Origin of the sequence: Actinomyces sp. oral taxon 897 (genome assembly GCF_002999235.1) — a bacterium.
Lineage (GTDB): Bacteria > Actinomycetota > Actinomycetes > Actinomycetales > Actinomycetaceae > Actinomyces.
On sequence record NZ_CP027236.1, the window covers coordinates 1,097,001 to 1,118,380 of the forward strand.

The 21,380-nt window shown below is 73.7% G+C and carries 15 protein-coding genes and 2 tRNA genes; 5 read left to right on the forward strand and 12 right to left on the reverse strand.

Annotation, left to right across the window (positions count from 1 at the left end; translation table 11 throughout):
• Positions 1 to 44: 44 nt before the first annotated feature.
• Positions 45 to 1,517, reverse strand: a complete 1,473-nt coding sequence (gene aspA, locus C3V41_RS04440) for an aspartate ammonia-lyase (protein WP_106109267.1) — start codon at positions 1,515 to 1,517, stop codon at positions 45 to 47.
• 170 nt (positions 1,518 to 1,687) lie between these two features.
• Between aspA and C3V41_RS04445 the strand changes: the two genes are divergently transcribed.
• The 3 genes from C3V41_RS04445 to C3V41_RS04455 all read left to right on the forward strand — a co-directional run bounded on the left by C3V41_RS04445 (position 1,688) and on the right by C3V41_RS04455 (position 4,530).
• Positions 1,688 to 2,866: a PucR family transcriptional regulator gene (locus C3V41_RS04445; RefSeq protein ID WP_106109268.1), complete on the forward strand. Its 1,179-nt coding sequence runs from the start codon at positions 1,688 to 1,690 to the stop codon at positions 2,864 to 2,866.
• A gap of 147 nt (positions 2,867 to 3,013) precedes the next feature.
• On the forward strand, positions 3,014 to 3,259 hold the full coding sequence (locus C3V41_RS04450; protein ID WP_254423718.1) for an acyl carrier protein: 246 nt from the start codon (positions 3,014 to 3,016) through the stop codon (positions 3,257 to 3,259).
• Positions 3,259 to 4,530 (forward strand): beta-ketoacyl-[acyl-carrier-protein] synthase family protein, encoded by a 1,272-nt coding sequence (locus C3V41_RS04455; protein ID WP_106109270.1) that lies wholly within the window; start codon positions 3,259 to 3,261, stop codon positions 4,528 to 4,530. Before C3V41_RS04450 ends, C3V41_RS04455 begins: the two co-directional genes overlap by 1 nt.
• Before the next feature lie 9 nt (positions 4,531 to 4,539).
• Here the strand turns inward: C3V41_RS04455 and C3V41_RS04460 are convergent, their stop codons facing one another.
• From C3V41_RS04460 to nadD, 11 genes are all read right to left on the reverse strand, one after another.
• On the reverse strand, positions 4,540 to 6,204 hold the full coding sequence (locus C3V41_RS04460; RefSeq protein ID WP_106109271.1) for a hypothetical protein: 1,665 nt from the start codon (positions 6,202 to 6,204) through the stop codon (positions 4,540 to 4,542).
• A complete protein-coding gene (locus C3V41_RS04465) occupies positions 6,201 to 9,548 on the reverse strand; it encodes a DUF5682 family protein (protein WP_106109272.1) in 3,348 nt (1,115 codons plus the stop codon). Before C3V41_RS04465 ends, C3V41_RS04460 begins: the two co-directional genes overlap by 4 nt.
• A complete protein-coding gene (locus tag C3V41_RS04470) occupies positions 9,545 to 10,624 on the reverse strand; it encodes an AAA family ATPase (RefSeq protein WP_106109273.1) in 1,080 nt (359 codons plus the stop codon). The genes C3V41_RS04465 and C3V41_RS04470 overlap by 4 nt, the downstream gene beginning before the upstream one ends.
• The gene (locus C3V41_RS12770; protein ID WP_165271576.1) at positions 10,624 to 13,089 is read right to left on the reverse strand and encodes a hypothetical protein; all 2,466 of its coding nucleotides are present in this window, start codon (positions 13,087 to 13,089) and stop codon (positions 10,624 to 10,626) included. Before C3V41_RS12770 ends, C3V41_RS04470 begins: the two co-directional genes overlap by 1 nt.
• Positions 13,090 to 13,454: 365 nt before the next feature.
• Positions 13,455 to 14,300 (reverse strand): DUF4132 domain-containing protein, encoded by an 846-nt coding sequence (locus tag C3V41_RS04480; protein ID WP_106109274.1) that lies wholly within the window; start codon positions 14,298 to 14,300, stop codon positions 13,455 to 13,457.
• Positions 14,301 to 14,405: 105 nt separating this feature from the next.
• Positions 14,406 to 14,478, reverse strand: a tRNA-Ala gene (locus tag C3V41_RS04485).
• 18 nt (positions 14,479 to 14,496) lie between these two features.
• Positions 14,497 to 14,569: transfer RNA gene (locus C3V41_RS04490), tRNA-Ala, on the reverse strand.
• 138 nt (positions 14,570 to 14,707) lie between these two features.
• On the reverse strand, positions 14,708 to 15,430 hold the full coding sequence (locus C3V41_RS04495) for a histidine phosphatase family protein (protein ID WP_106109275.1): 723 nt from the start codon (positions 15,428 to 15,430) through the stop codon (positions 14,708 to 14,710).
• Between the two features lie 2 nt (positions 15,431 to 15,432).
• Positions 15,433 to 15,825 (reverse strand): ribosome silencing factor, encoded by a 393-nt coding sequence (gene rsfS, locus C3V41_RS04500; RefSeq protein ID WP_106109276.1) that lies wholly within the window; start codon positions 15,823 to 15,825, stop codon positions 15,433 to 15,435.
• A gap of 27 nt (positions 15,826 to 15,852) precedes the next feature.
• Positions 15,853 to 17,436, reverse strand: coding sequence for a hypothetical protein (locus tag C3V41_RS04505; RefSeq protein ID WP_106109277.1), 1,584 nt, complete (start codon positions 17,434 to 17,436; stop codon positions 15,853 to 15,855).
• On the reverse strand, positions 17,429 to 18,070 hold the full coding sequence (gene nadD / locus C3V41_RS04510; RefSeq protein ID WP_246742216.1) for a nicotinate-nucleotide adenylyltransferase: 642 nt from the start codon (positions 18,068 to 18,070) through the stop codon (positions 17,429 to 17,431). Before nadD ends, C3V41_RS04505 begins: the two co-directional genes overlap by 8 nt.
• 289 nt (positions 18,071 to 18,359) lie before the next feature.
• Here nadD and C3V41_RS04515 point away from each other — a divergent pair, with 289 nt between their 5' ends.
• Both C3V41_RS04515 and gnpA read left to right on the forward strand, forming a co-directional pair.
• Positions 18,360 to 19,136, forward strand: coding sequence for a DeoR/GlpR family DNA-binding transcription regulator (locus C3V41_RS04515; protein WP_106109279.1), 777 nt, complete (start codon positions 18,360 to 18,362; stop codon positions 19,134 to 19,136).
• 52 nt (positions 19,137 to 19,188) lie between these two features.
• Positions 19,189 to 21,375, forward strand: coding sequence for a 1,3-beta-galactosyl-N-acetylhexosamine phosphorylase (gene gnpA, locus C3V41_RS04520; RefSeq protein ID WP_106109280.1), 2,187 nt, complete (start codon positions 19,189 to 19,191; stop codon positions 21,373 to 21,375).
• Positions 21,376 to 21,380 lie beyond the last annotated feature (5 nt).

Below are 21,380 nucleotides of genomic sequence, written 5' to 3' on the forward strand. Positions count from 1 at the left end.
CGCCTCGGGTCAGCCCCACGGCCCGAGGCGGCGCTACGACGTCGTCAGTCGGCCTCCTCCGGGTCCTGGAGCACCTCGACCGAGGGGTCGGAGCCGGAGTAGACGTTGGCGTCACGGTACCGGGGCTGGAGGAGGTTGGCGGGGCTGAGGAGCTCGTCGAGCACGTCCTCGTCCAGCAGCCCCATCTCCAGGACCACCTCGCGCACGTTGCGACCGGACCGGGCGCACTCACGCCCCACCAGGTCGCCGTTGTGGTGGCCGATGACCTCGTTGAGGTAGGTGACGATGCCGATGGAGTTCAGCACGTTGCGGCGGCAGACCTCCTCGTTGGCCTCGATACCGCAGACGCACAGCTCCCGCAGGGTCCGCATGGCGTGGGTGAGCAGGGAGATCGACTCGAAGATGGCCTGCCCGATCACCGGCTCCATGACGTTGAGCTGGAGCTGGCCCGCCTCCGCGGCGAAGGTGACGGTGACGTCGTTGCCAATGACCTTGAAGCAGACCTGGTTGACCACCTCGGGGATCACCGGGTTGACCTTGGCCGGCATGATCGAGGAGCCCGCCTGGCGCTCGGGCAGGCGGATCTCCCCCAGGCCCGCGCGAGGCCCGGAGGAGAGCAGGCGCAGGTCGTTGCAGATCTTGGAGAGCTTGACCGCGACACGCTTGAGGGTGGCGTGCATGGACACGTAGGCGCCGGTGTCGCTGGTGGCCTCCAGGAGGTTCTGCGCCCCCACGATCGGCAGCCCGGTGATCGCCCGCAGGTGGCGCAGCACCGTCTGCTGGTAGCCGGGGGGCGTGTTCAGCCCGGTGCCGATGGCCGTGGCACCCAGGTTGACCTCCAGCAGCAGGGCGCTGTTGTGCATGAGGCGGGTAATCTCCTCGTCCAGGAGCACCGCGAAGGCCTTGAACTCCTGACCCAGGCTCATGGGGACGGCGTCCTGGAGCTGGGTGCGCCCCATCTTGAGCACGCCGGAGAAGTCCCGGCCCTTACGCACGATCGCGTCCACCAGGTCGCACAGCTCCACCTCCACGCCGTTGATCGCCTGGTAGAGGCCCAGGCGGAACCCCGTGGGGTAGGCGTCATTGGTGGACTGGGACTTGTTGACGTGGTCATTGGGGTTGACAATGTCGTAGCGCCCCTTGGCGTAGCCCATGTGCTCTAGGGCGAGGTTGGCCACGACCTCGTTGGTGTTCATATTGACGCTGGTCCCCGCCCCTCCCTGGAACTGGTCCACGGGGAACTGGTCCATGCAGCGCCCCTGGTCCAGGATCTGGTCGCAGGCCCACACAATGGCGTCGGCGACCTGGGGGGACAGGGTCCCCAGGTCCCGGTTGGCCAGGGCCGAGGCCTTCTTGACCTGCACCATGCCGCGCACGAAGGTGGGCTCCTGACCCACGGTGCTCCCGGAGATCCGGAAGTTCTCCACAGCACGCAGGGTGTGGATACCCCAGTAGACGTCCAGGGGGACCTCGCGCGGCCCCAGCAGGTCGGTCTCAGTGCGGGTAGCGGCTAGCATCACGGAGTCTCCCTCTCGCCCGGCTCCGGGCATCGCGACCGTGCCCGCCTCACTCGGCGGGCGTACAGGGCGTATGCTACGCCGGTCTCCTCCCTGGCGCGTCAGCTCCCTGACACCACGACCGGTGCGGGCTGCGCGGGACCTGCGGGCGGGCTGGGTACGATCGGCCCATGGACGAGCTGAGCACTCCTGGGATCACGGCCCTGCGTCACCGTCAGGACAACCTGGTCGAGCACTCCCTGGACCGCGTCAGCGCCACCTACACCTGGTACCGCGGCCTCCCGCAGGACGCCCGCACGCAGATCGCCTCCGTGGCACGCCTGGGCGTGGAGATGTTCGTGGACTGGGTGGAGAACCGGTCAGCCGCCGCCAGCCCCACCCGCATCTTCTCCGTGGCACCCGCCACGCTGACGGGCGTGGTCACCCTGGACCAGACCCTGGGGCTGGTACGCACCGTCCTGGACGTGGTCCTGGAGGAGGCGCCCCTGCTGGTCCCCGAGGACGAGCACGACACCGTCCGGATCCTGGTCCTGACCTTCGGGCGGGACGTCGGGTTCGCCGCCGCCGAGGTCTACGCCCGGGCCGCCGAGGCCCGCGGCGCCTGGGGGGCGCGCCTGGAGTCCGTGGCGGTGGACGCCATGCTCCACGACTCCTCCCAGGACGTCGCCACCCGCGCCGCCGCCGCCGGGTGGCGCAGCGCCGGGCCGGTGGTGGCCGTGGCCGGACGCGCCCAGCTCGACGCCCTGGCGGTCTCCCGCCTGCGCCACCAGTGCCGGGGCATGGTCTCCGACTCCCTCATCTCGGTGCGGGGGGACTCCGTCATTATCGTCCTGGGCGGGGATGCCGCGGGCGGGGCGCACGACGAGGAGACACCGGGCACCAGGGTGGACCAGGCCGCCACCCGGGTGGCCCAGGAGCTGGGCGGGGCCGCCGTCGTGGGGCCGGTGGCGGCCGACGTCGCCCGGGCCGGAGGCTCCCTGCGCTCGGCCCTGTCGGGCCTGCGCGCCCTGCCCGGCTGGACGGAGGCCCCCAGCCCGGTCCACGCCGACGAGCTCCTCCCCGAGCGGCTGCTGGGCGGCGACCCCCTGGCCACCGAGCAGATCCTCGCCCGCGTCTACTCCCCCCTCCACCTCATGGGCGACCCCTTCGAGGAGACGGTGGCCACCTACCTGGCCCTGGGCGGGTCCCTGGAGGCCACCGCACGCACGCTGTTCGTCCACGCCAACACGGTGCGCTACCGCCTGGGCCGGGTCAGTGAGCAGGTCGGCTGGGACCCCACCGACTCCCGTGACGCCCTCATGCTCCACGTGGCCATTATCGTGGCCCGCCTGGTGGGGGCGGACGCCTAGCCACCACGCCGGACCGCCCTTCGCCGTCGGCCCAAACCCGGCTACCTAAGGACGTCCAGGGCACAAGGTCCCACCCTCATGGGGCACAATGCCCCTGCCCCCACCGACGACGGCGCCCCCGGCCCGTCCCAGCCCAAGGAGAGAGCAGTGGCCGACACCGCCGAGATCCTGTCCGTCATCACCCAGATCGTCGCCGAGGAGGCCGCCCTTGCCCCCGAGGCGGTGACCCGCGACTCCCGCTTCGCCCAGGACCTCGACATTGACTCCCTGGGCCTGCTCACCATCGCCACCCAGGTCGAGGAGCGCCTCGACGTGACCCTGGACGACTCCCTCATCCCCACCCTGCCCACCGTCGGCGCCCTGGTGGACCTGGTGTCCGCCCAGCGGGCCTGATGGCGCCTCCCGCCCAGCAGGCCGGAGGCGGCCCGCCGCGCGCCGTCGTGGTCACCGGCCTGGGCACTACCAACCCGCTGGCCGGGGACGTGGCTGGCACCTGGCAGGCCCTGGGCGCCGGACGCTGCGCCGTACGCACCCTGCCCCGGGAGGTGACGCAGGTCGGCGGGCACGAGCTGCCGGTGCGCATCGGGGCGCCGCTGGCCGTCGAGCCCTCCCACGTCCTGGCCCCTCGGCAGGTGCGCCGCCTGGACCGCGCCAGCCAGTGCGCCCTGGTCGCCGCCCGCGAGGCCTGGCAGCAGGCGGGGGCCCCGCAGGTCGACGCCGAGCGCCTGGCGGTCGTGGTCTCCCCCGGCATGGGACCGGTCCTGTCCGTCATTCAGGCCTGGGACACCCTGCGGGAGCGGGGCCCGCGCCGGGTGGCGCCCACGGCCGTGCCCGCCCTCATGCCCAACGCCCCGGCCGTGGCCGTGGGACTGGACCTGGGGGCCCGGGCCGGGATCCACGCCCCGGTCGCCGCCTGCGCCTCGGGGGCCGAGGCCCTCGCTGCCGCGGCCGACCTCATCGCCCTGGGACGGGCCGACGTCGTCGTGGCCGGGGGGACCGACGCCGCCCTGCACCCCATGACGGTGGCGGCCTTCGCCGCCATGAGGGCCCTGTCCACCCGCAACGAGGACCCGGCGGCGGCCTCACGCCCCTTCGCGCCGGACCGTGACGGCTTCGTGCTGGGCGAGGGGGCGGGGATCCTGGTGCTGGAGGCGGCCGAGCACGCGGCCCGACGGGGCGCCCCGGTCCTGGCGGTCCTGGCCGGGGCCGCGGTGACCAATGACGCCTACGACGTGGCCCGCCCCGAGGACAGCGGGAGGGCCCAGGAGCGGGCCCTGCGCCTGGCCCTGGGGCGCGCCGGGGTGGCCCCGCAGGCGGTGGGGCACGTCAACGCCCACGCCACCTCCACCCCCGTCGGCGACGTGGTCGAGGCCCGGGTGCTGGCCCGGGTCCTCAGCGCAGCGAGGGTGAGCGCCACCAAGTCCTCCACCGGGCACCTCCTGGGAGGCGCCGGGGGCCTGGAGGCGGTCCTGACGGTCATGGCACTGGTCACGGGCCGTCTGCCCCCCACCCTGCTGCCCGGCGGGGTGGACCCCCAGGTGAGCGCCACCGGGCTGGACGTGGTGGGGCCGGCAGGACGATCGGCGCCCGGGCTGCGGGCCGCGGTCAGCACGTCCTTCGGCTTCGGCGGGCACAACGTGGCCCTGGTGCTCACCCGCGGCTAGGCACCGGCGTCAGTACTCGGCCAGCGCCAGCCAGGCCCACATGAGGCCCACCGGGTCACTGACCCAGGCGCCGTCAAAACGACGGCTGCCCTCCTGGCCCGCCCGGGCCAGGCCCTCCAGGAGCTCAGCGGCGAAGGGCGCCCCGGCCGCGCGCAGCCACGTCACGTCCCGCCCCAGGTAGTCCGAGGCCAGGACCACGGCCCCGGCCTCCAGGACCCGGCTGAGCCAGCGGCTGGTCACCTGGGTCACGGAGGGCACCTCCTGGTCCCAGTCCCGGGTCCCCTCCCCGGTGCCCGCGGGCTCAGGGGGCCCCAGCTCCCCCACGACCCAGCCGCGGTCCACCCGGTCCAGGCCCGGCCACCACACCCCGCCCAGCTCCTCAGGCAGGACGATCGGCGGCCGGGCACCCATACCCAGCAGCTCCAGGCCGGACTGCCCCTGACGGCACAGGCAGCGCACCCGCGCGTCCCGGACCCGCCCGAAGAGCTCCGTGGCCAGGCCCGCCCCCAGGGCGCGGGCGGCACGCCCCAGACGCAGCCGGACGCCGTCGACCTCCAACCCGGCCCGGTCACCCCCGGTGGGGTGCCCCTCCACGACCACCAGGCCCGGTACGCCCACCCGCCCCCACCCCTGCCAGGGCCCCTGGACGGCGACCCGCACCGAGGCGCCCCCGCCCAGGCGCCCCTCCGCGCTGGCCCGCGCCCCACCGACCACCAGCACGTGCCGGGACAGGACCGCCAGGGACTCCTCGACCCCGCCCCAGTCCTCCCCGGCCCGGTACCGCTGGGCCACCGTGCCCGCCCCACCGGGCCGCACCCGGCTCAGGGTCCAGGACCGGCCGGCAGCGTCCACGTAGGTGACCTCGGCACCGGCGAAGCCCGAGGCCGTCAGGACCGGCTCAGCAGCCAGGGGGCTCAGGACCAGGCCCCCGACCTCGTGGTAGGCGGCCCGGGCCCGCCCCAGCAGGTCAGGGCCCACCTGACCGGCCTTATCGGCCCGCCCGAGCCGGTAGAGGTTGCCCAGGAGGGCTCCCAGGGCCTCCACCCGCTCCTGGGAGGGGTCCGACAGGCCTGTCAGGAAGGCGGTCAGGGCCCTCTCGGCCACCAGCAGGCGGTGGACCCGCGCCGCGTGCAGGTCGCTGGCCAGGGCCGAGCGCAGGGAGGCAGGGACCTTGACCACACCGACCTGGAGGACCCGGGCCAGGTGGTCCAGCAGGCAGGCGCGCACCTCCCGCTGCTCCTGGCTGAGCCCGCCCCCGGCAGGCCCGCGGCCCTCCCCGCGGCCCCGCCCCCCACGGGCCGCCTCCCCGGCACCGGGCCGGTCCGAAGGGCCCGTCCCCGGCTCGGCCCGGCCGGTCTGACCGGCCCGATCGGTCTGGCTGGCCTGACTGACCTGATCGGCCCGATCGGTCTGGCTGGGCTGACCGGCCTCGGCGAGCGGGAGCAGCAGGGCCACGACGGCGCGGTGGGCGCAGGCGGGCGCCAGGAGGCAGTCGCAGGCGATCTGCCCGGGCTCACTGACCACCTCCGCCTGCGCCACCCTCACCGTGGCGCTCCCCAGACGCACCACCTCCCCCAGCTCAGGGGGGTCGGCCAGGAGGGCGTCCACACGACGCCGGACCCGGGGGGCCAGGGCGTCCACCGTGGCCGCCTGGAGGGCCGGGTCGATCCTCATCCGCGCACCACCTCCCCCACCCACCGGGCCAGGTCCAGGGGCGAGAGGACCGCCACCCGCATACCGGCCGCGGCAAGCTGCCGGGCCGTGCCGACGTTGTAGGCCGCCACCCCGGCGTCGTCCAGGGCCGCGCACCCCGCCAGGCGCACCCCGGCGGCGTGCATGGCCTCGACCTGCTCCAGCAGCGGCGCCACCGACCCGCCCTCCTCAAAGTCCGAGACGAGCACGCACAGGGTGCGGCCGGGCACCCGCACCCGCGAACGCGCCACCCTCATGGCCCCGGCAATGTCGGTACCGCCCCCGACACGGACCTCCAGCAGCAGCGCCAGGGGGTCGTCCACGTACCCGGAGAAGTCGATCACCTCCGTGGAGAAGGCCAGGAAGGTCACCTCCAGGCAGGGCACGCCGGTCAGGACGGCGGCGGTCAGGGCGGAGAAGACCACGGAGCGGGACATGGACCCGGAGGCGTCCACCACCACAATGAGGTGCCAGTCCGCCTCCTTGGCCACCGGCTGGCGGAACACCGGGTGGACGGGGACCACCTGCGCCCGCCCGTCCAGGGGCACCACGTGGCGCAGGTTGGCCCTCAGCGTGCGGGACAGGTCGAGCCGCCCCACGTGGCGGCGCGTGGGCCGGGCCCCGGACAGGCCCGTCAGCGCGGGCCGCAGACGGACGGCCAGCGCCTGGGTCAGCTCCCTCACGAGGCGCGCCACCAGGGGACGCAGGCGGGCCAGACGGGCCTCGGGCAGGGAGCCGACCAGGGACAGGGCGGTGGTGAGCAGCTCCACGGAGGGACGTACCTCGGCCGGGTCCAGGGACTCCAGGACGTCAGCCCGGCCCGCCTGCGCCGCCTGGGTCAGGATCTCCTCGACGGCGTCGTGGCCGAAGAGCACCTCGATCTCCTCGCGCCACTGGCGCGCACCCAGCTGGGAGGGGCCCCGGCCCTCAGAGCGGCGCCCGGGGTCCAGGCCCTCAGGGCGACGTCCGTAGAGCTCGTCCAGGGCGGAGGCCATACGTCGCCCCCGGGAGGAGAGCCGGTGCTGCTGCGTGCCGAGCACCATACGCCAGCGCTGGGCCGGGGAGAAGGCCAGGTCGGCCAGCCCGAGCTGGGCCAGGCGGTGGCGGGCCCGGGTGTCGTAGCGGGCGGCGGCGACCGTGTCCTTAAGGCTGAGGACCAGTGCGGGGGCCGGGCCGAGCTGGTGGGCCAGGTCCGCCAGGAGGCGCTCGCGGTCCTCGGGTGCCAGGACGTCGAAGCCGCCGCGCAGGGCGGGCAGGATACCGACGAACTCGGCGTCGGCCATGGTGGAGACCTCCTCCACCAGGGCCCGGGTGGCGGTGGCGGTCTCCAGGCGGCCACCCGCCGTGACCAGCAGTCCCGCCAGTCTGCGGCGCAGGTCGTGACGGGCCCGGGCGGTGGGGGCGCTCAGCCAGGAGACGAGGCGCCGGGACAGGCCGTCCTGGCCGGGGGCGTCGAGCAGGAGCCCCGAGGCGGCCCCCTGCATGAGCGGGGAGCCGTGGGTGGTCAGGTGGGCCAGGGCGTGGGACAGGCCCAGCTCGTGGTCGGCCGCCTCGGTGGCGAAGGCGGCCAGGGCCGCGGCGTCCTCCAGCCGGTCCGATCCTGACAGGCCGGCCAGCTCCCGCAGTGCGGCGCCGGTGAGCTCCTGACGCAGCAGCCCGGCCCGCCGGCGTACGTCCTGGCCCAGGAGGCCGGCCCCGGGCACGCGGGCCAGGGCCACGTCGGCCAGGGCGCCGCCCAGGGCGACGGCGTCGGTGAAGCCGACCTGCGCCACCTGGGGGGCGAGGTGGTCCAGGGCCCGCTCCAGGGCCGGGGTGCTGGCGCACTGCGCGGCGTCGGTCAGCAGGCGGTGGAGCGCGGGGGTGTCGGGCAGGGGCCGGGTCATGAGCGTGCTGGTGGCCACCTGCTCGGGGGTGAGTCCGCGAGGGGCGGCCAGCTCGATACCGGCCTCGGTGGCGGCGCTCCAGGCCAGATGCCAGGTCAGGGTGACCCTCGGGGCCCCTCGCCAGCTGCGGGGGTCCTCACAGGTCCCGTAGCCAATGCCTCCGGTGAGCAGGCGGTGGAGCAGGACGTGGCGTTCCAGCTCACGTCCTCCCCGGGCGGGGGCGAGCGTGAGGGTGCGGGGCCGGTCCACGGGCAGTCCCAGGCGCTCCAGCTCGGCGACGACGGCGTCGCGCAGGGGCGCACGCGGGGTCCCGGGGGCCAGGGAGCCGCGTCTGTCACCGACGAGGACATCCTCCAGGACCGAGGCGACCGCCCGCCCGCGTCCCAGGACCTCGCCCTGGGCGAGCACGGAGGTGGTGGCCTCAATGAGCTCACGGCGTGAGGGGGCGCCCAGGCCCCGCAGGGTGGCCAGGTCCAGGGCGAAGCGGGCGGTGGCGGTGGCCTCACCAGGCCCGGCCGGGTGCCCGGCGTCACGCAGCCCGCGAGTGACGAGGGTCACGACCTGGGTGGTGTCCTGTCTGATCCGCTCAGGATCCAGGCCGGAGTCGACGACCAGCTGCTGCCACGCGGGGTCGCGGATACCAGCCGAGTAGCCGGAGCGGGAGTCGAGCTGGGCGAAGCCGTAGGCCACGACGCAGCCGACGACCCCGTCAGGGTCCTCAGTCCCCTCCGCCTCCTGGTAGCCGACGACGTCGAGCAGCGCCGGGGCGTGGAAGGCCCCGACGAGGGCGGCCACGCGCCTGCCGGCGGCCAGGTGGCGGGCGGTCCGGCGGCGCATGGACTCCTCACGGGCCAGGGTGAGGGCGTCGGGGCGCCCGGCCCGGCAGCGGGCGGCCCAGCCGTGGGCCAGGGCGGCGGTGCGCACCTGCCCGGGAGTGGATCCGGGGGCGTGGGCCTCCACGAGCCGGTCCCAGATCTCCTCGGCGTCCTCGGTGCGCGCCCTGGCCCGCCGGGCCAGGGCCTGCCAGAGGGCGCCCCCCGGCTCCTCGGACCGGGCGCCCTCCTCGTCCTCCTCCTTGAGGCCGCCGGGATCCTCGGGGTGTGCCGCCCCCACGGGCAGGTCAATGCAGTCCACCTCGACACCGTGGTCGCGGGCCCAGCGCAGGGCGACCAGCTCGGGTGAGAAGTCGGCCATGGGGTAGAAGGCCATGTCCCCCTCGTGGGAGAAGGCCAGGGCCAGGGGGGCGCGGGCCCGGGGGTGGGTCAGCCAGCCCAGCCACCCCCGGGCCTGGGACGGCAGCTCAATGGCCAGGACCTGGGGGTCGGCCTCCTCCAGGAGCGCAGGCAGGACGGCCGCCAGCGCGGGCGAGTGGTGGCGTACGCCCACCAGGTAGGGCTCCCGGCTGGCCACCAGCCGGTCCACGACTCCGGCGGGGTCGGTCATGTCTCGAGCACGTGGCGTTGCTGCCACAGCTGGACCCAGCTGGGGCTGCCCTGCTCGGCCCGCCGCCTGACCACCGCGTCCCAGTAGGCCAGCAGGCGGGCCCCGTCCTGGGGGTCGTCCTTGCGCACGGCCCCCAGCAGCTGGCCGGGGACGAGGCGCAGGCCGTCGCGGGCGTGGGGGAAGAAGGCCCCGGCCAGGGCGATGGACTCCGAGACCGCCACGGCCTCGGCGGTGGAGAGCACGGTCGAGGGCCGCTCCACGGCCCACCCCTCCTGGCTCACGCCCCCGCGCAGGTCCCGGAAGGCGGTGACCAGGGTCCGCACGACGACGTCGTCCACGCTGGCGGGGGCGCCCACGCCCTCAAGGGCCCGGCGGGTGCGCTCCCGCACCAGCTCGACCTCGGCGTCGGCGTCGGCGATGGGCTCCACGGCCTCGAAGTTGAAACGGCGCTTGAGGGCGGCGCTCATCTCGCTCACGCCCCGGTCGCGCAGGTTGGCGGTGGCAATGAGGCAGAACCCGGGGCGGGCGGCCACGGCGTGGTCGCCGAGCTCGGGGACGGCCAGGCGGCGCTCGGAGAGCACGGAGACCAGGGCGTCCTGCACCTCCGGCAGGCAGCGGGTGATCTCCTCCACCCGGACCACCCGTCCGCTGGCCATGGCGGCCATGACCGGGGAGGGCACCAGGGCCTCCGGGGCGGGTCCCGCGGCCAGGAGCTGGGCGTAGTTCCACCCGTAGCGCAGCTGGTCCTCGGTGGTGCCGGCGCTTCCCTGGACGGTCAGGGCGCTGGTGCCGCAGACGGCGGCGGCCAGGAGCTCGGAGAGCATGGACTTGGCGGTGCCGGGCTCGCCCACGAGCAGCAGCGCCCGCTGCCCGGCCAGGGTCACCACGCAGCGCTCCACCAGGGAGACGTCGCCGACGAACTTGCGGCTGACGTGCAGTCGTGGTGAGCCGCAGACGAAGGCGACCACGGCCTGGGGGGTGAGCCTCCAGCCCGGGGGGCGCGGGCCGGTCTCCTGGGCCAGGCGCTCCAGCTCCTTGGCGTAGAGGACCTCTGGTGGCGGGACCTGCTGCTCCATCAACGTCTCCTGGTCTGGGTGCTCGGCTCGGTGTAGCCGGGGCGGTCCCCGTCACGGTAGCGCCGCCACGCACCGGCGAAGACCTGCCCCAGCGGCAGGAGGGGCAGGACGGCTGCCAGGCGCGGGCGCACGCGGTCGCTACGGTCGAGATCGTACAGGGGCGCCTTCCACGCCTCCATCGGGTGGTGGGGGGCCCGGGCCGGCATCCACCCGCCGGGCAGGAAGAGGCTCCGGCCCGCGCGCTCCCGCCTGGCCTCCACCACCAGGCCCCGGGCCAGCAGGTCGGCGCCCGCCTGACGCAGCCGGGCGGCGCCCCAGTGGTTCCAGGTCCTCACCTGCCGGTCGGCGGGGTGGTGCAGGGCCAGGAGCTGGAGCCAGTAGCGGGCGGCGTCAGCTCCCAGGCCCAGGGCCGCGGAGACGTCGGCCACCACCTGGGGGGCGCTGGCCAGCGGGTCCTGGCCGGCGCCGGTCCCCGCGACACGCAGGTCGGCGACGAGTTCGTCGCAGCGCCCGGAGAGCAGGATGACGGGGGCGCGCAGGTAGTCCGCCAGCTCCCCCAGGGCGGCCACCCGGGCGGCCTCGGCCCGCCAGTCGGTCACCTTGGCGGGCTCCCACACCAGGTGGCCTGCCCGCCCGTCCGTGAGAGTCCACGCCCCGCCGGTGCGCCCGTCGCCGACCCGGCCGTCCGCACGCGGGGGCAGTCCCAGGACGGCGCACGCCTGGGCGCCGTCATCGACCCGGACCTGCCAGGAGCGCTCACGCCAGCTCCCTTTGAGCACCTCGAGCTGGTCGGCGAGCCAGGGGCGGGCGGGGTGGTCGCGCTCCAGGCGGGAGGCCAGCCACAGCAGGGGCTCCAGGCGGGTACGCTGGTCCACGCCCCGGCGCATGAGGGCGTACAGGTCGATGTCGGCCTCCCGCCCCATGACGGTGAGGGCCTCGGGCGCCAGGACGTCGGGCAGGACCACCCAGCCCGCGCGGTGCGCCTGCCAGTAGGCGGCCATGGCCTCCGCGTCCAGGCCCTGGGCTACCACCCGCGCGGGGTCGGCCGCCCCGGCGCCGATCATGCCCACGAGCAGGGCGGGGTCCAGGTGGCTCAGGAAGCTGGACGCCCCCTGCGCCTGGGCCGCGCTCAGGTGCAGGCGCCTGCGCAGGTCCTCCAGGACGGCGCGCGGCCAGTTCCACAGCATCGCCGGGATCTCGGTCAGCAGGAGCTGGGCGGCGGCCACCGACCAGCCGGTGCCCTGCGCCAGGGCCTCGGCCCGACGCGGGTCCCACGGGGGCGGTCCCTGGCGGAGGAGGCGGGTGAAGGCGTCGCTGACGGCGTCGGCCCCCACCCCTGAGGAGCCCATGAGCCTGGTCGTCGGGTAGGGGCCGACACGGGCGGGTACCGTCCCGGTCAGGGACAGGACCGTGCACACCGTGAACTCGTCCTGGTTGATCCGTGACAGCCTCGTGTCAATGACCGTCCCCGTCGCCTGGTCGTCACCCACCTGGGTGCCGCAGGCGTAGGGCTCGGTGCCACGGGGGAACGTGAAGGAGTAGGCCGTGGTCCGTGGCGTCACCAGGCCGGCGTCGGCCAGGGCGGCGTGGAGCGCGGCCGCGCCACGCACCCAGTCGGGCCTCTGGCCGGGCACGGCGGCGCAGTGGCTGGGCATGGCGGCGCAGGCCAGCAGCACCTCGGGGTGGGTGACCGCCACGAGGACGAGCCTGCCCATGTAGCCCATGGGGGTCGGATAGCCGTGCATGGTCCGGCCCAGGGCCAGGACGTCGGCCCGGGTGGGGGTGCGGCTGCCGGCCCGGGGCTGCGCCCACCTGACCACGAAGGCGTCGGGCTCCACGGAGGGGGCCGGGGCCGCCTGCCCGGTAGGGCTGGGGGCGGCCTGCGCCTGGGGGCCGGGACCGGGGTCGTCGGCCAGGGCGCGGCGGATCCGGGGGTTGGAGCGGATCAGGTCCTCCAGGAGGCGCCTGGTTTGGGGGTTGGTGTGGGTCAGGGTGGTCAGGGTCTGGCGGTGGGTCCTCCAGAAGCCTGCCGGGGCCCGGGAGGTGGCCGGCAGGGGAAGCAGGGCTGTCAGCAGGCGGGCCTGGACCTGCTCGGGGTCCACGCCCGCGGCCACGGCCAGACGACCCAGGTCCGCCCCCAGGGAGGCGTAGGGAGGCATCCCCCCACGCACCCGCTCCACGTTCAGCCCCAGGAACGCCTCCAGGGCCTCACCCGGACAGGTACGCCCCGGCAGGGACCGCGCCAGGCGCCCCATCTCCCCGGCACCCACCGCCCCCGCCAGGGCGAACTCCAGGAACACCTCACGGTCACGCACCTCGTCCACCACCAGACCGTGCACCCGCTCGGCCTCCCGCGCCAAGGAGAACAACCGCGCCGCGCACACCCTGTTCCCCACCCCCAGGAACACCCGCGCCCCCTCCTCCAGGAACGTCGGCAGGAAGTGCGGCGCGCACCCACCCAGCACACCAGCCACCTCCTCCACCACACCCATCGCCCGACCCGGACGCGAACCAGCCAGACGCGCCACCCGCCCCAGATCCCCCACCAGACCCAGCGCCAGACCCGCACCCTCCGGGTCGTGCACCACCACCCACCCCGGAAACCCCACCACCCGCCCACAACCAAACCCCACACGCACACAACCCACACCCACCAAACCCAACACACCACGCAACGCATCCTCCACACCAACCAAAGACTCCGACACCAACCTCACCACACGACGACCACCCAACACACCACAAGAATAAGAACGAGCTACAAAACACACACCACCACCTCTACCACTCAAAGCCACACCACCACACCCAACAACCACAGAATCACTAATCACTTTTCCACCTCAACCTTGCGTCCGGCGTAGATGAGCCCGGCCATGCGCACTCCCTCGGAGTAGGCCACCGGCCCCACACTGGCCACCGGCAGGACGGCGTCCTCGCTCTCCCAGTACAGCTCGCCGGTGCTGGTCTCGTAGTCGGGGTTGTCCACACCGATCCAGTAGCGGGCCACGACCTGGTGGCCGTTCTCCCAGACGGTGGTGGTGGCGTAGCCGCCGGAGATCTTGAACCCCTTGCTAACGGCCCGTGCCGCGGCGAAGCGCAGCTGGTCGAACTCCCCGCCGGCCCAGGTCTCCAGGGTCCTGACCTCCGGATCCGGTGGCGGGGAGGGCAGGCGGTGGATCTCACGGAAGAGCTGGTCCAGGCGCTGGGTCACGCCCAGCTCGACGGCGAAGGCACGGATCTCCTCCAGCTCGGGCAGCAGCACCGGGTGGGGGATGAGGACCCGGTCGGCCGTCAGGAGCAGGGACTCGCCGTCCAGGTCGACGACGCCAAGGCCCTCGTCGTCGGCGGCCCGCAGGAACCCGGTCTGGCCCTCCTCAGTGAGGACGACGGTGTCGGTCAGCCAGGAGCGCCAGGCCTCGTCGGCCCAGACCTGGGTCAGCAGGACGCGCGGCACGGGCAGGGAGCGCAGGAACCAGCGCTCCACCTGCTCCCCGACCTCGGCGTCGTGGGTGCGCAGGAAGTCGAGGAGGGCGGCAAGGGACTCGTAGGCCTCCGTGTTCCTGGCCTTGGACGGTACGGTGGCCAGGACCCTGCCCTTGGCGTTACGAGCCACCACGGCGCCGTCGCGGATCGTGAGCTCGTACCCGGTACCTGTCGGGGTCCACTCCTGCATGTCCGTCTCCTGTGTGGCACGGCGGGAAGTACACCGGAACGTTACCAACAAGACGATACCTGGTACAAACCTCCCCGGCAGGACGCCGGGAGGACGGGGAGCCTGTGGAGCTAGGGGGATTCGAACCCCCGACCTCTTCCATGCCATGGAAGCGCGCTACCAACTGCGCCATAGCCCCGAACCGACTGCGTCGGAGTGGAGCTAGGGGGATTCGAACCCCCGACCTCTTCCATGCCATGGAAGCGCGCTACCAACTGCGCCATAGCCCCGAACGGGCGCCGCCCGCGGGCGACGGCGACAACTTTATGGAGTCACCGGCCCAGAGGCAAATCATTTTCCAGTGCGGTACCTCACCCGCACCCGGTGGCACCCGCCCACCGCGCCGGTCCCGCCCGCAGCGGGGAGGCTCAGGAGGTCCACAGGCCGGCGTCCCCGGCCTGGCAGGTGATCGTGTTCCAGGACACGACCATCCAGCCCGGCGCCCGCCCGGAGCGGCGCAGTACCGCCCAGTGGGCGTTGTCCAGCCCCTTGAGACCGAACCACGCCGAGGGGTCGGCCCCCAGCAGGTAGGTGGCGCCCAGGGTGATGGCCGAGCCGTGGGCGACCACCACCACCGGACCGGTCCCCGGGGGCTGGTCCGCGGCCCCCCCGACGGGCCCGGCCTGCCCGCGGGAGCTGACGGGGGCTGGCCCGCCGCCGCCTGACCGGGCCATGAGAGACTCAATGGCGCTGCCCACGCGCGCGGCGGCGTGGGCCCGGGTCTCCACCCCCACGCCCTGGGGGTCCCCACCGGCCCGCCACACCTGGGCGGCCTCGGGCCAGCCCGTCTCGATCTGCGTCCGGGTCAGCCCCTCCCACGCCCCGAAAGAGCGCTCGACCAGGTCCTCGACGACATCGACCGGCACGGCCGTGCCACCGCCCAGCTCCTCGGCCAGTACCTGGGCGGTGGCGCGGGCGCGGGCCAGGGGCGAGGAGACGATCCGGCTGGGGCGCAGGGCGGCCAGGGCCCGGGCCGCCTGCACGGCCTGGGCCGTCCCGGTGGCGTTGAGGGGCACGTCGACGCGCCCCTGGACACGGCCAGCCACATTGTGGTCGGTCTCCCCGTGGCGCCACAGGACGAGGTCGGTCACGCTCAGTACGCCTCCGCCGCCGCGGCCACCTCGGCGAGGTCGTCCGGCAGCGCGACGGGCGGGCAGTCCTTCCACAGCCGCTCCAGGGCGTAGAACTCACGGTCCTGCTCCTGGAGGACGTGGACCACGATGTCCCCGAAGTCCAGGAGCACCCAGTGGGCCTCCTGCGTCCCCTCACGGAACCGGCGTCGGGCCCCGGCCCTGAGCAGGGCCTCCTCCACGGCGTCCACAATGGCCCGTACCTGGCGGTCGTTGGAGCCGGAGAGGATGAGGAAGACGTCGGTCAGGGCGAGGCGCTCGGAGACGTCGATGGCGACGATCTGCGTGGCCTTCTTGAGCGCCCCGGCCCTGGCGGCCAGGGCGGCGAGGGCGGCGGTCTCCGGGTTTGCGGTCACAGGACTCCTTGACTGTGTGGTGCGGAACTAGAGGAGCAGGGGCGTGCTGACGCCCGTGGCGGCAGCGTTGCTGTCAGCCTGCGTCACGACGTACCAGGCTACCGTGCCCAGGACCAGCAGGAGGACCAGGATCAGCAGCCCGATGAGAAGGTAGTGGCCCAGCCGGGACCCGTCCTCCGGCTCGTAGCCGACCTCCAGGTTCGTGACGGACTCCTCCGCAAAGACCTCCTCGTCCGGGAAGACGGCCTCCGGTTCCGGGGCCGGTGCCGGTGCCGGGGCGGCCGCGCCCGGAGCGGCGCCCCGGGCGGCGTCCTTGCGGGCGATGCTGTCGTGGAGGGCCCTCCACTGGGGGGTCTCCAGGCCGTCGAACTCGGCGTCCACCGGCTGGACGTTCTGAAGCACCCCGGTCTCGTGGTCCACCGTGCGCACCCCCTGGACCCCTGAGGGGATCCGTACGATCGGACGCCGTGAGGGCGTGGCGGGGGCCGGGGCGGGGACGCGGTCCGTCCCCGCCGACTCCGGGGCGTCGGTGGCCAGGCGGTTCATGAGGGAGCGCCGGGCGGGCACGACGGCGTCGGCGGGGTCAGCCGACTCGGCCGAGGGCGGCGAGAGGGGCACCGGCTCGTCCTGGGCCTCGGCGGCGGGCAGGAGCCCGGTGGAGACGGCGGAGATCTCCTCGATCTGGGAGTCGGAGAGCTTGGTGGCGCTGGTGGTGGCACCCACCACCTGGCTCAGGCGTCCCTTGCGCCCCGGGGTGCGCCCGGAGGTGTCCGGGGACGAGGGCGTCGGGGCGTGGTGGGTGTGGTGGGTGTGGTGGGGCCTGGTGTCGTGGCCCCCGGCAGCGGGGGCGGAGGACGGAGGCGCCGGCTCCCTGCGGGTGGCGATCCCGTGGCCCCCGGCAGCGGGGACGGGGGACACGGCCCGCAGCGGCTCCCAGGGCGTGGGGACCGGACGGGACACCGGCCGCGTCCGGCCGGGTACGGGGTCCTCGTGCGTCGCCGGGCGGGCGGGCGTCTGCGCACCGGACCGCCCCGGTAGCGGGCGGGAGGTCGGGGACGGGCGGGCGGGCGAGGCCGGCCTGCGGGCCTCGCGGACGACCGGGGTGCGTCCTGTGGTGGGCACGGGGCGGGTGGACTGCTGGGTGGCGGAGGCGCGCCCGGAGACAGGCACCTGCCGGGTGGGCTGCCCCGCGGCCGGGACCGGGCGGGCGGGCGGGGCGGCCACAGGCCGCGGGGTGGGGCGGGCGGCGGGCGCCGGGCCGCCTCGGCCCGGTATCCCGGCCCGGCCGCGCTCCCGGGGTGCCGGTGTCCTGGCGCCCGCGCGGGCCGACGAGGCCGGCAGGCCGCCGCCCTCCTCCAGGAGGGGGTTCTGGAGGGCCCGCGCCTCCTCGGGGGTGATCTCACCGGCGGCGACGGCCGCACGCAGGGCCTCGGCCTCCTCACGCAGGCGCTTGAGCTCCCGACGTGTCAGTAGAGGCTGCTGCCCTGTGATATATGCCTCACGTTCTGCGGCGCGCTCCGCAGCACGCTTGGCCCGCCGGCTCGAGCCGCGGCCTCCCGCTGGAGCGGCAGCGGGGCCACCAGAGTGGGCGTTGACGTCGTTGTCACTCATCGACGTTCTCCTTCCTCATGGACTGCTCCCGCGCGACACGGGCGGTCATCGACGTCACGGACGCCGTCCGTTCGGCCCTGCGGTACAGGCCGTACTTGCGAATGTATTGCACGACACCATCGGGTACGAGGTACCACACCGGGCTCCCCCGCCCGACACGCTCCCGGCAGTCGGTGGAGGAGATCGCCATGGCGGGTACCTCGACCAGGGAGACGTTCCCCGGCAGGCCGGGGTCGGTCAGGACGTGGCCGGGGCGGGTCACGCCCACCAGGTGCGCTAGGTTGAAGATCTCCTCATTGTCCTTCCATGTGAGGATCTGCGCCAGCGCGTCCGCACCGGTGATGAAGTACAGCTCCGCGCCGGGGTACTCGGCGGCGATGTCGTGCAGGGTGTCGATCGTGTAGGTGGTCCCGCCCCGGTCGATGTCCACCCGCGAGACGGTGAAGCGCGGGTTGGGGGCGGTGGCGATGACGGTCATGAGGTAGCGGTGCTCCGCCTTGGAGACCCGGCGGTCCCTCTTGAAGGGCTGGGCCCAGGTGGGCACGAAGATGACCTCGTCCAGGGCGAAGACGTCCTGGACCTCGCTGGCGACCACGAGGTGGCCGTGGTGGATGGGGTCGAAGGTGCCGCCCATAATGCCGATGCGCAGGCGACGAGAGTCGGCTGCGTCACGCTCCTGCGGGGGCTGAGGCACGTTCCCTCTCCTTGACATGTACTCGCGCGTGCGACCGGGCTCGCACTACCTACCATCCTGCCACGTCTCCTGAGTCACGTGCAGGTTACGACCTCGCCCGCGATCACGACCTATGATCTGTAATGATGCTATTATCGCCTGACCAAGCACCCGGTTGCTCATAGCGAGCGGTCCTTCAGCGTAGCTTCCACGATCTTGCCACCGCCGTCATCATCCCAAGGAGAACGAGATGACCCGTCACGAACGCCTCTCGGCCATACTCGGCATCGTCGTCGAGGAGGGCAGCATCCACATCGACGACATCATCACACGCCTGAACGTCTCCGCCGCCACCGCCCGGCGGGACCTCGACCTGCTGGCCAACCAGCAGCTCGTCACCCGTACCCGGGGCGGTGCCTACGCCAACCGTACCTCCGCCGAGCTCCCCCTGCGCTACCGGGCCTCCCGCATGGCCGACGAGAAGACCCGGATCGCCCGGGCCGCCACCGCCCTGGTCAGGGCCGGGGACACCGTCGGCCTCAACGGAGGGACCACCACCACGGAGGTCGCCCGTGAGATCGCCCTGCTGCCCGTGGGCATCGACCCCGACCGTCCAGTGACGGTCGTCACCAACGCCGTCAATATCGCCTCCGAGCTCACCGTGCGCCAGAACGTGCGCGTGGTGGTCACCGGGGGCGTGGCCCGGGCCCGCTCCTACGAGCTCACCGGGCCCCTGAGCGACCTCATCCTCCCCCGCATCTCGGTCGACACCACGTTCCTGGGCGTGGACGGCATGGACGCCACGGGGGCCTACGCCTTCCACGAGGGCGAGGCCGCCGTCAACTACGCCCTGGCCCGCGCCGCCCAGCGCGTCGTGGTCGTCGCCGACCACACCAAGCTCTCCAGGAGCACCTTCGCCCTGATCTGCCGTGCCGACGAGATCAACATGCTGATCACCGACATCGGCGCCACCGAGGAGCAGCTCGCCCCCATCCGTGAGGCGGGCATCACGATCCGCCAGGTCTGAGGCCCCGCGCCAGCACCCGAACCGCACTCCCCCACCGCCCTCAAGGAGAACCATGCCCCGTACGACCGGTCGCGTCACCATGCCCATCCAGGAGGGCATTGACGACCAGATCCGTGAGCTCGCCGCCGCGCTCGGCGCCGACGCCGTACGCAACTCCGACGGCACCTGGCTGCCCGAGATCGCCTCCGAGCTCGTGGACAAGGTGTACTCCACCTACTTCCCGGCCCGCGGGGACCAGGAGTGGGCCCTGGCCCACCCCGACACCCTCGTCAACCAGTACCTCATGAGCGAGCGCGTCACCGCCACGGGCCCCGGCCCGCTGCGGATCGACGTCCTGGCCGGGTACTACCGGGAGCAGTTCCGCCCCTGCTACGAGCGCGTCGAGCGCTTCTGGGAGGTCATTGACCGCACCACCGGCCAGGTGGTGCCGGTCCCGGGCTGGGACGTGGAGGAGTCCACCGGCGTCCTGACCGTCCACGAGCCCGTCCCCTGGCACGAGTACACCGTCGGGTTCCTGGCGGACCAGGTGTGGGACACCACCCAGATGTACAACTACATCACCAACGGCTGGGGGCAGACCGACCCCACCCGCGTCAGGGAACGCCCCTACGACGTGCGCAAGGACGGGGTGTGGGAGCACGCCCGGCAGGCCCTGACCACCTGGCTCGCCGAGCACCCCGAGGTGGACGTGGTGCGCTTCACCACCTTCTTCTACCACTTCACCATCGCCTTCAACGACCAGGCCAAGGAGCGCTTCGTGGACTGGTTCGGCTACTCGGCCTCGGTGTCCCCCCAGGCCCTGGACGCCTTCGAGGCCGAGTACGGCTACGCCCTGCGGGCCGAGGACTTCGTGGACGCCGGCTACTACAACTCCCCGTTCCGGGTGCCCTCCCCCCGCTTCCGCGACTGGATGGACTTCACCAGCCGGTTCGTGGCCCGGCGGGCCAAGGAGCTGGTGGACATCACCCACGCGGCGGGCCGTGAGGCCATGATGTTCCTGGGCGACAACTGGATCGGCACCGAGCCCTACGGGGAGCACTTCGCCTCCATCGGCCTGGACGCCGTCGTGGGCAGCGCCGGCAGCGCCGCCACCACCCGTCTCATTAGCGACGTCCCGGCGGTGAGGTACACCGAGATCCGCTTCCTGCCCTACTTCTTCCCCGACGTGTTCAACCACGACGGCGGGGACCCGGTGGGCCAGGCCAACGACTCCTGGATGACCTCCCGGCGGGCCGTGGTGCGCCACCCCCTGGACCGCATGGGCTACGGCGGCTACGTCTCCCTGGCCCTGGAGTTCCCCGACTTCGTGTCACGCATTACGCAGATCGCCCAGGAGTTCCGCGACATCCACGAGTTCTCCGGCGGCCAGCGCCCCCAGGACGCGCCCGTCGTCGTCGGCGTCCTCAACCACTGGGGCGCCCTGCGCTCCTGGCAGACCCACATGGTGGCGCACGCCCTGCGCTACAAGGCCACCTACTCCTACGTCGGGGTCCTGGAGTCCCTGGCCGGCCTGCCCTTCACGGTCCGCTTCCTGGCCTTTGAGGAGGTGCTCGCCAGCGGGGTGCCCGACGACGTGGACGTGCTCGTCAACGCCGGGGCGGCGGACACCGCCTACTCCGGCGGCCCGGTCTGGGACGACCCGCGCCTGGTGGAGCTCCTGCGCTCCTGGGTGGCGGCTGGCCACGGCCTCATCGGGGTGGGTGAGCCCACCGCCTACGCCAAGGGCGGATCCTTCTTCCAGCTCTCCGACGTCCTGGGGGTGGACGAGGAGCGTCAGCTCACCCTGTCCACCGACCGCTACCCCACCGTGGTGGGCTCCCACCCCGTGACCGCGGACCTGTCGGGGGCCTTTGACGACGGCGAGGGCGCGGGCCACGACATCTACGCGGTGAGCCCCCGCACCCAGGTCCTGTCCTACCAGGACGGCACCGTGCGCATCGCCGCCAACGAGTTCGGGCGGGGGCGGGCGGTCTACTTCTCCGGGCTGCCCTACTCCCACGAGAACTCACGCACCCTCCAGCGCGCCCTGTACTGGGCGGCCGGGCGTGAGGACCTGGTGGAGACCTGGTGGTTCACCTCCGACACGGCCACTGAGGTGGCCTGGTACCCGGACCGGGGACGCTTCCTGGTGACGAACAACGCCTACGAGCCCGTCTCCACCACCGTCACCGGCCAGGGCCGCTCCTGGGAGCTGGAGCTGGAGCCCATGGGCTGGGCCTGGGTGGACGTGGAGGACTGAGGCCA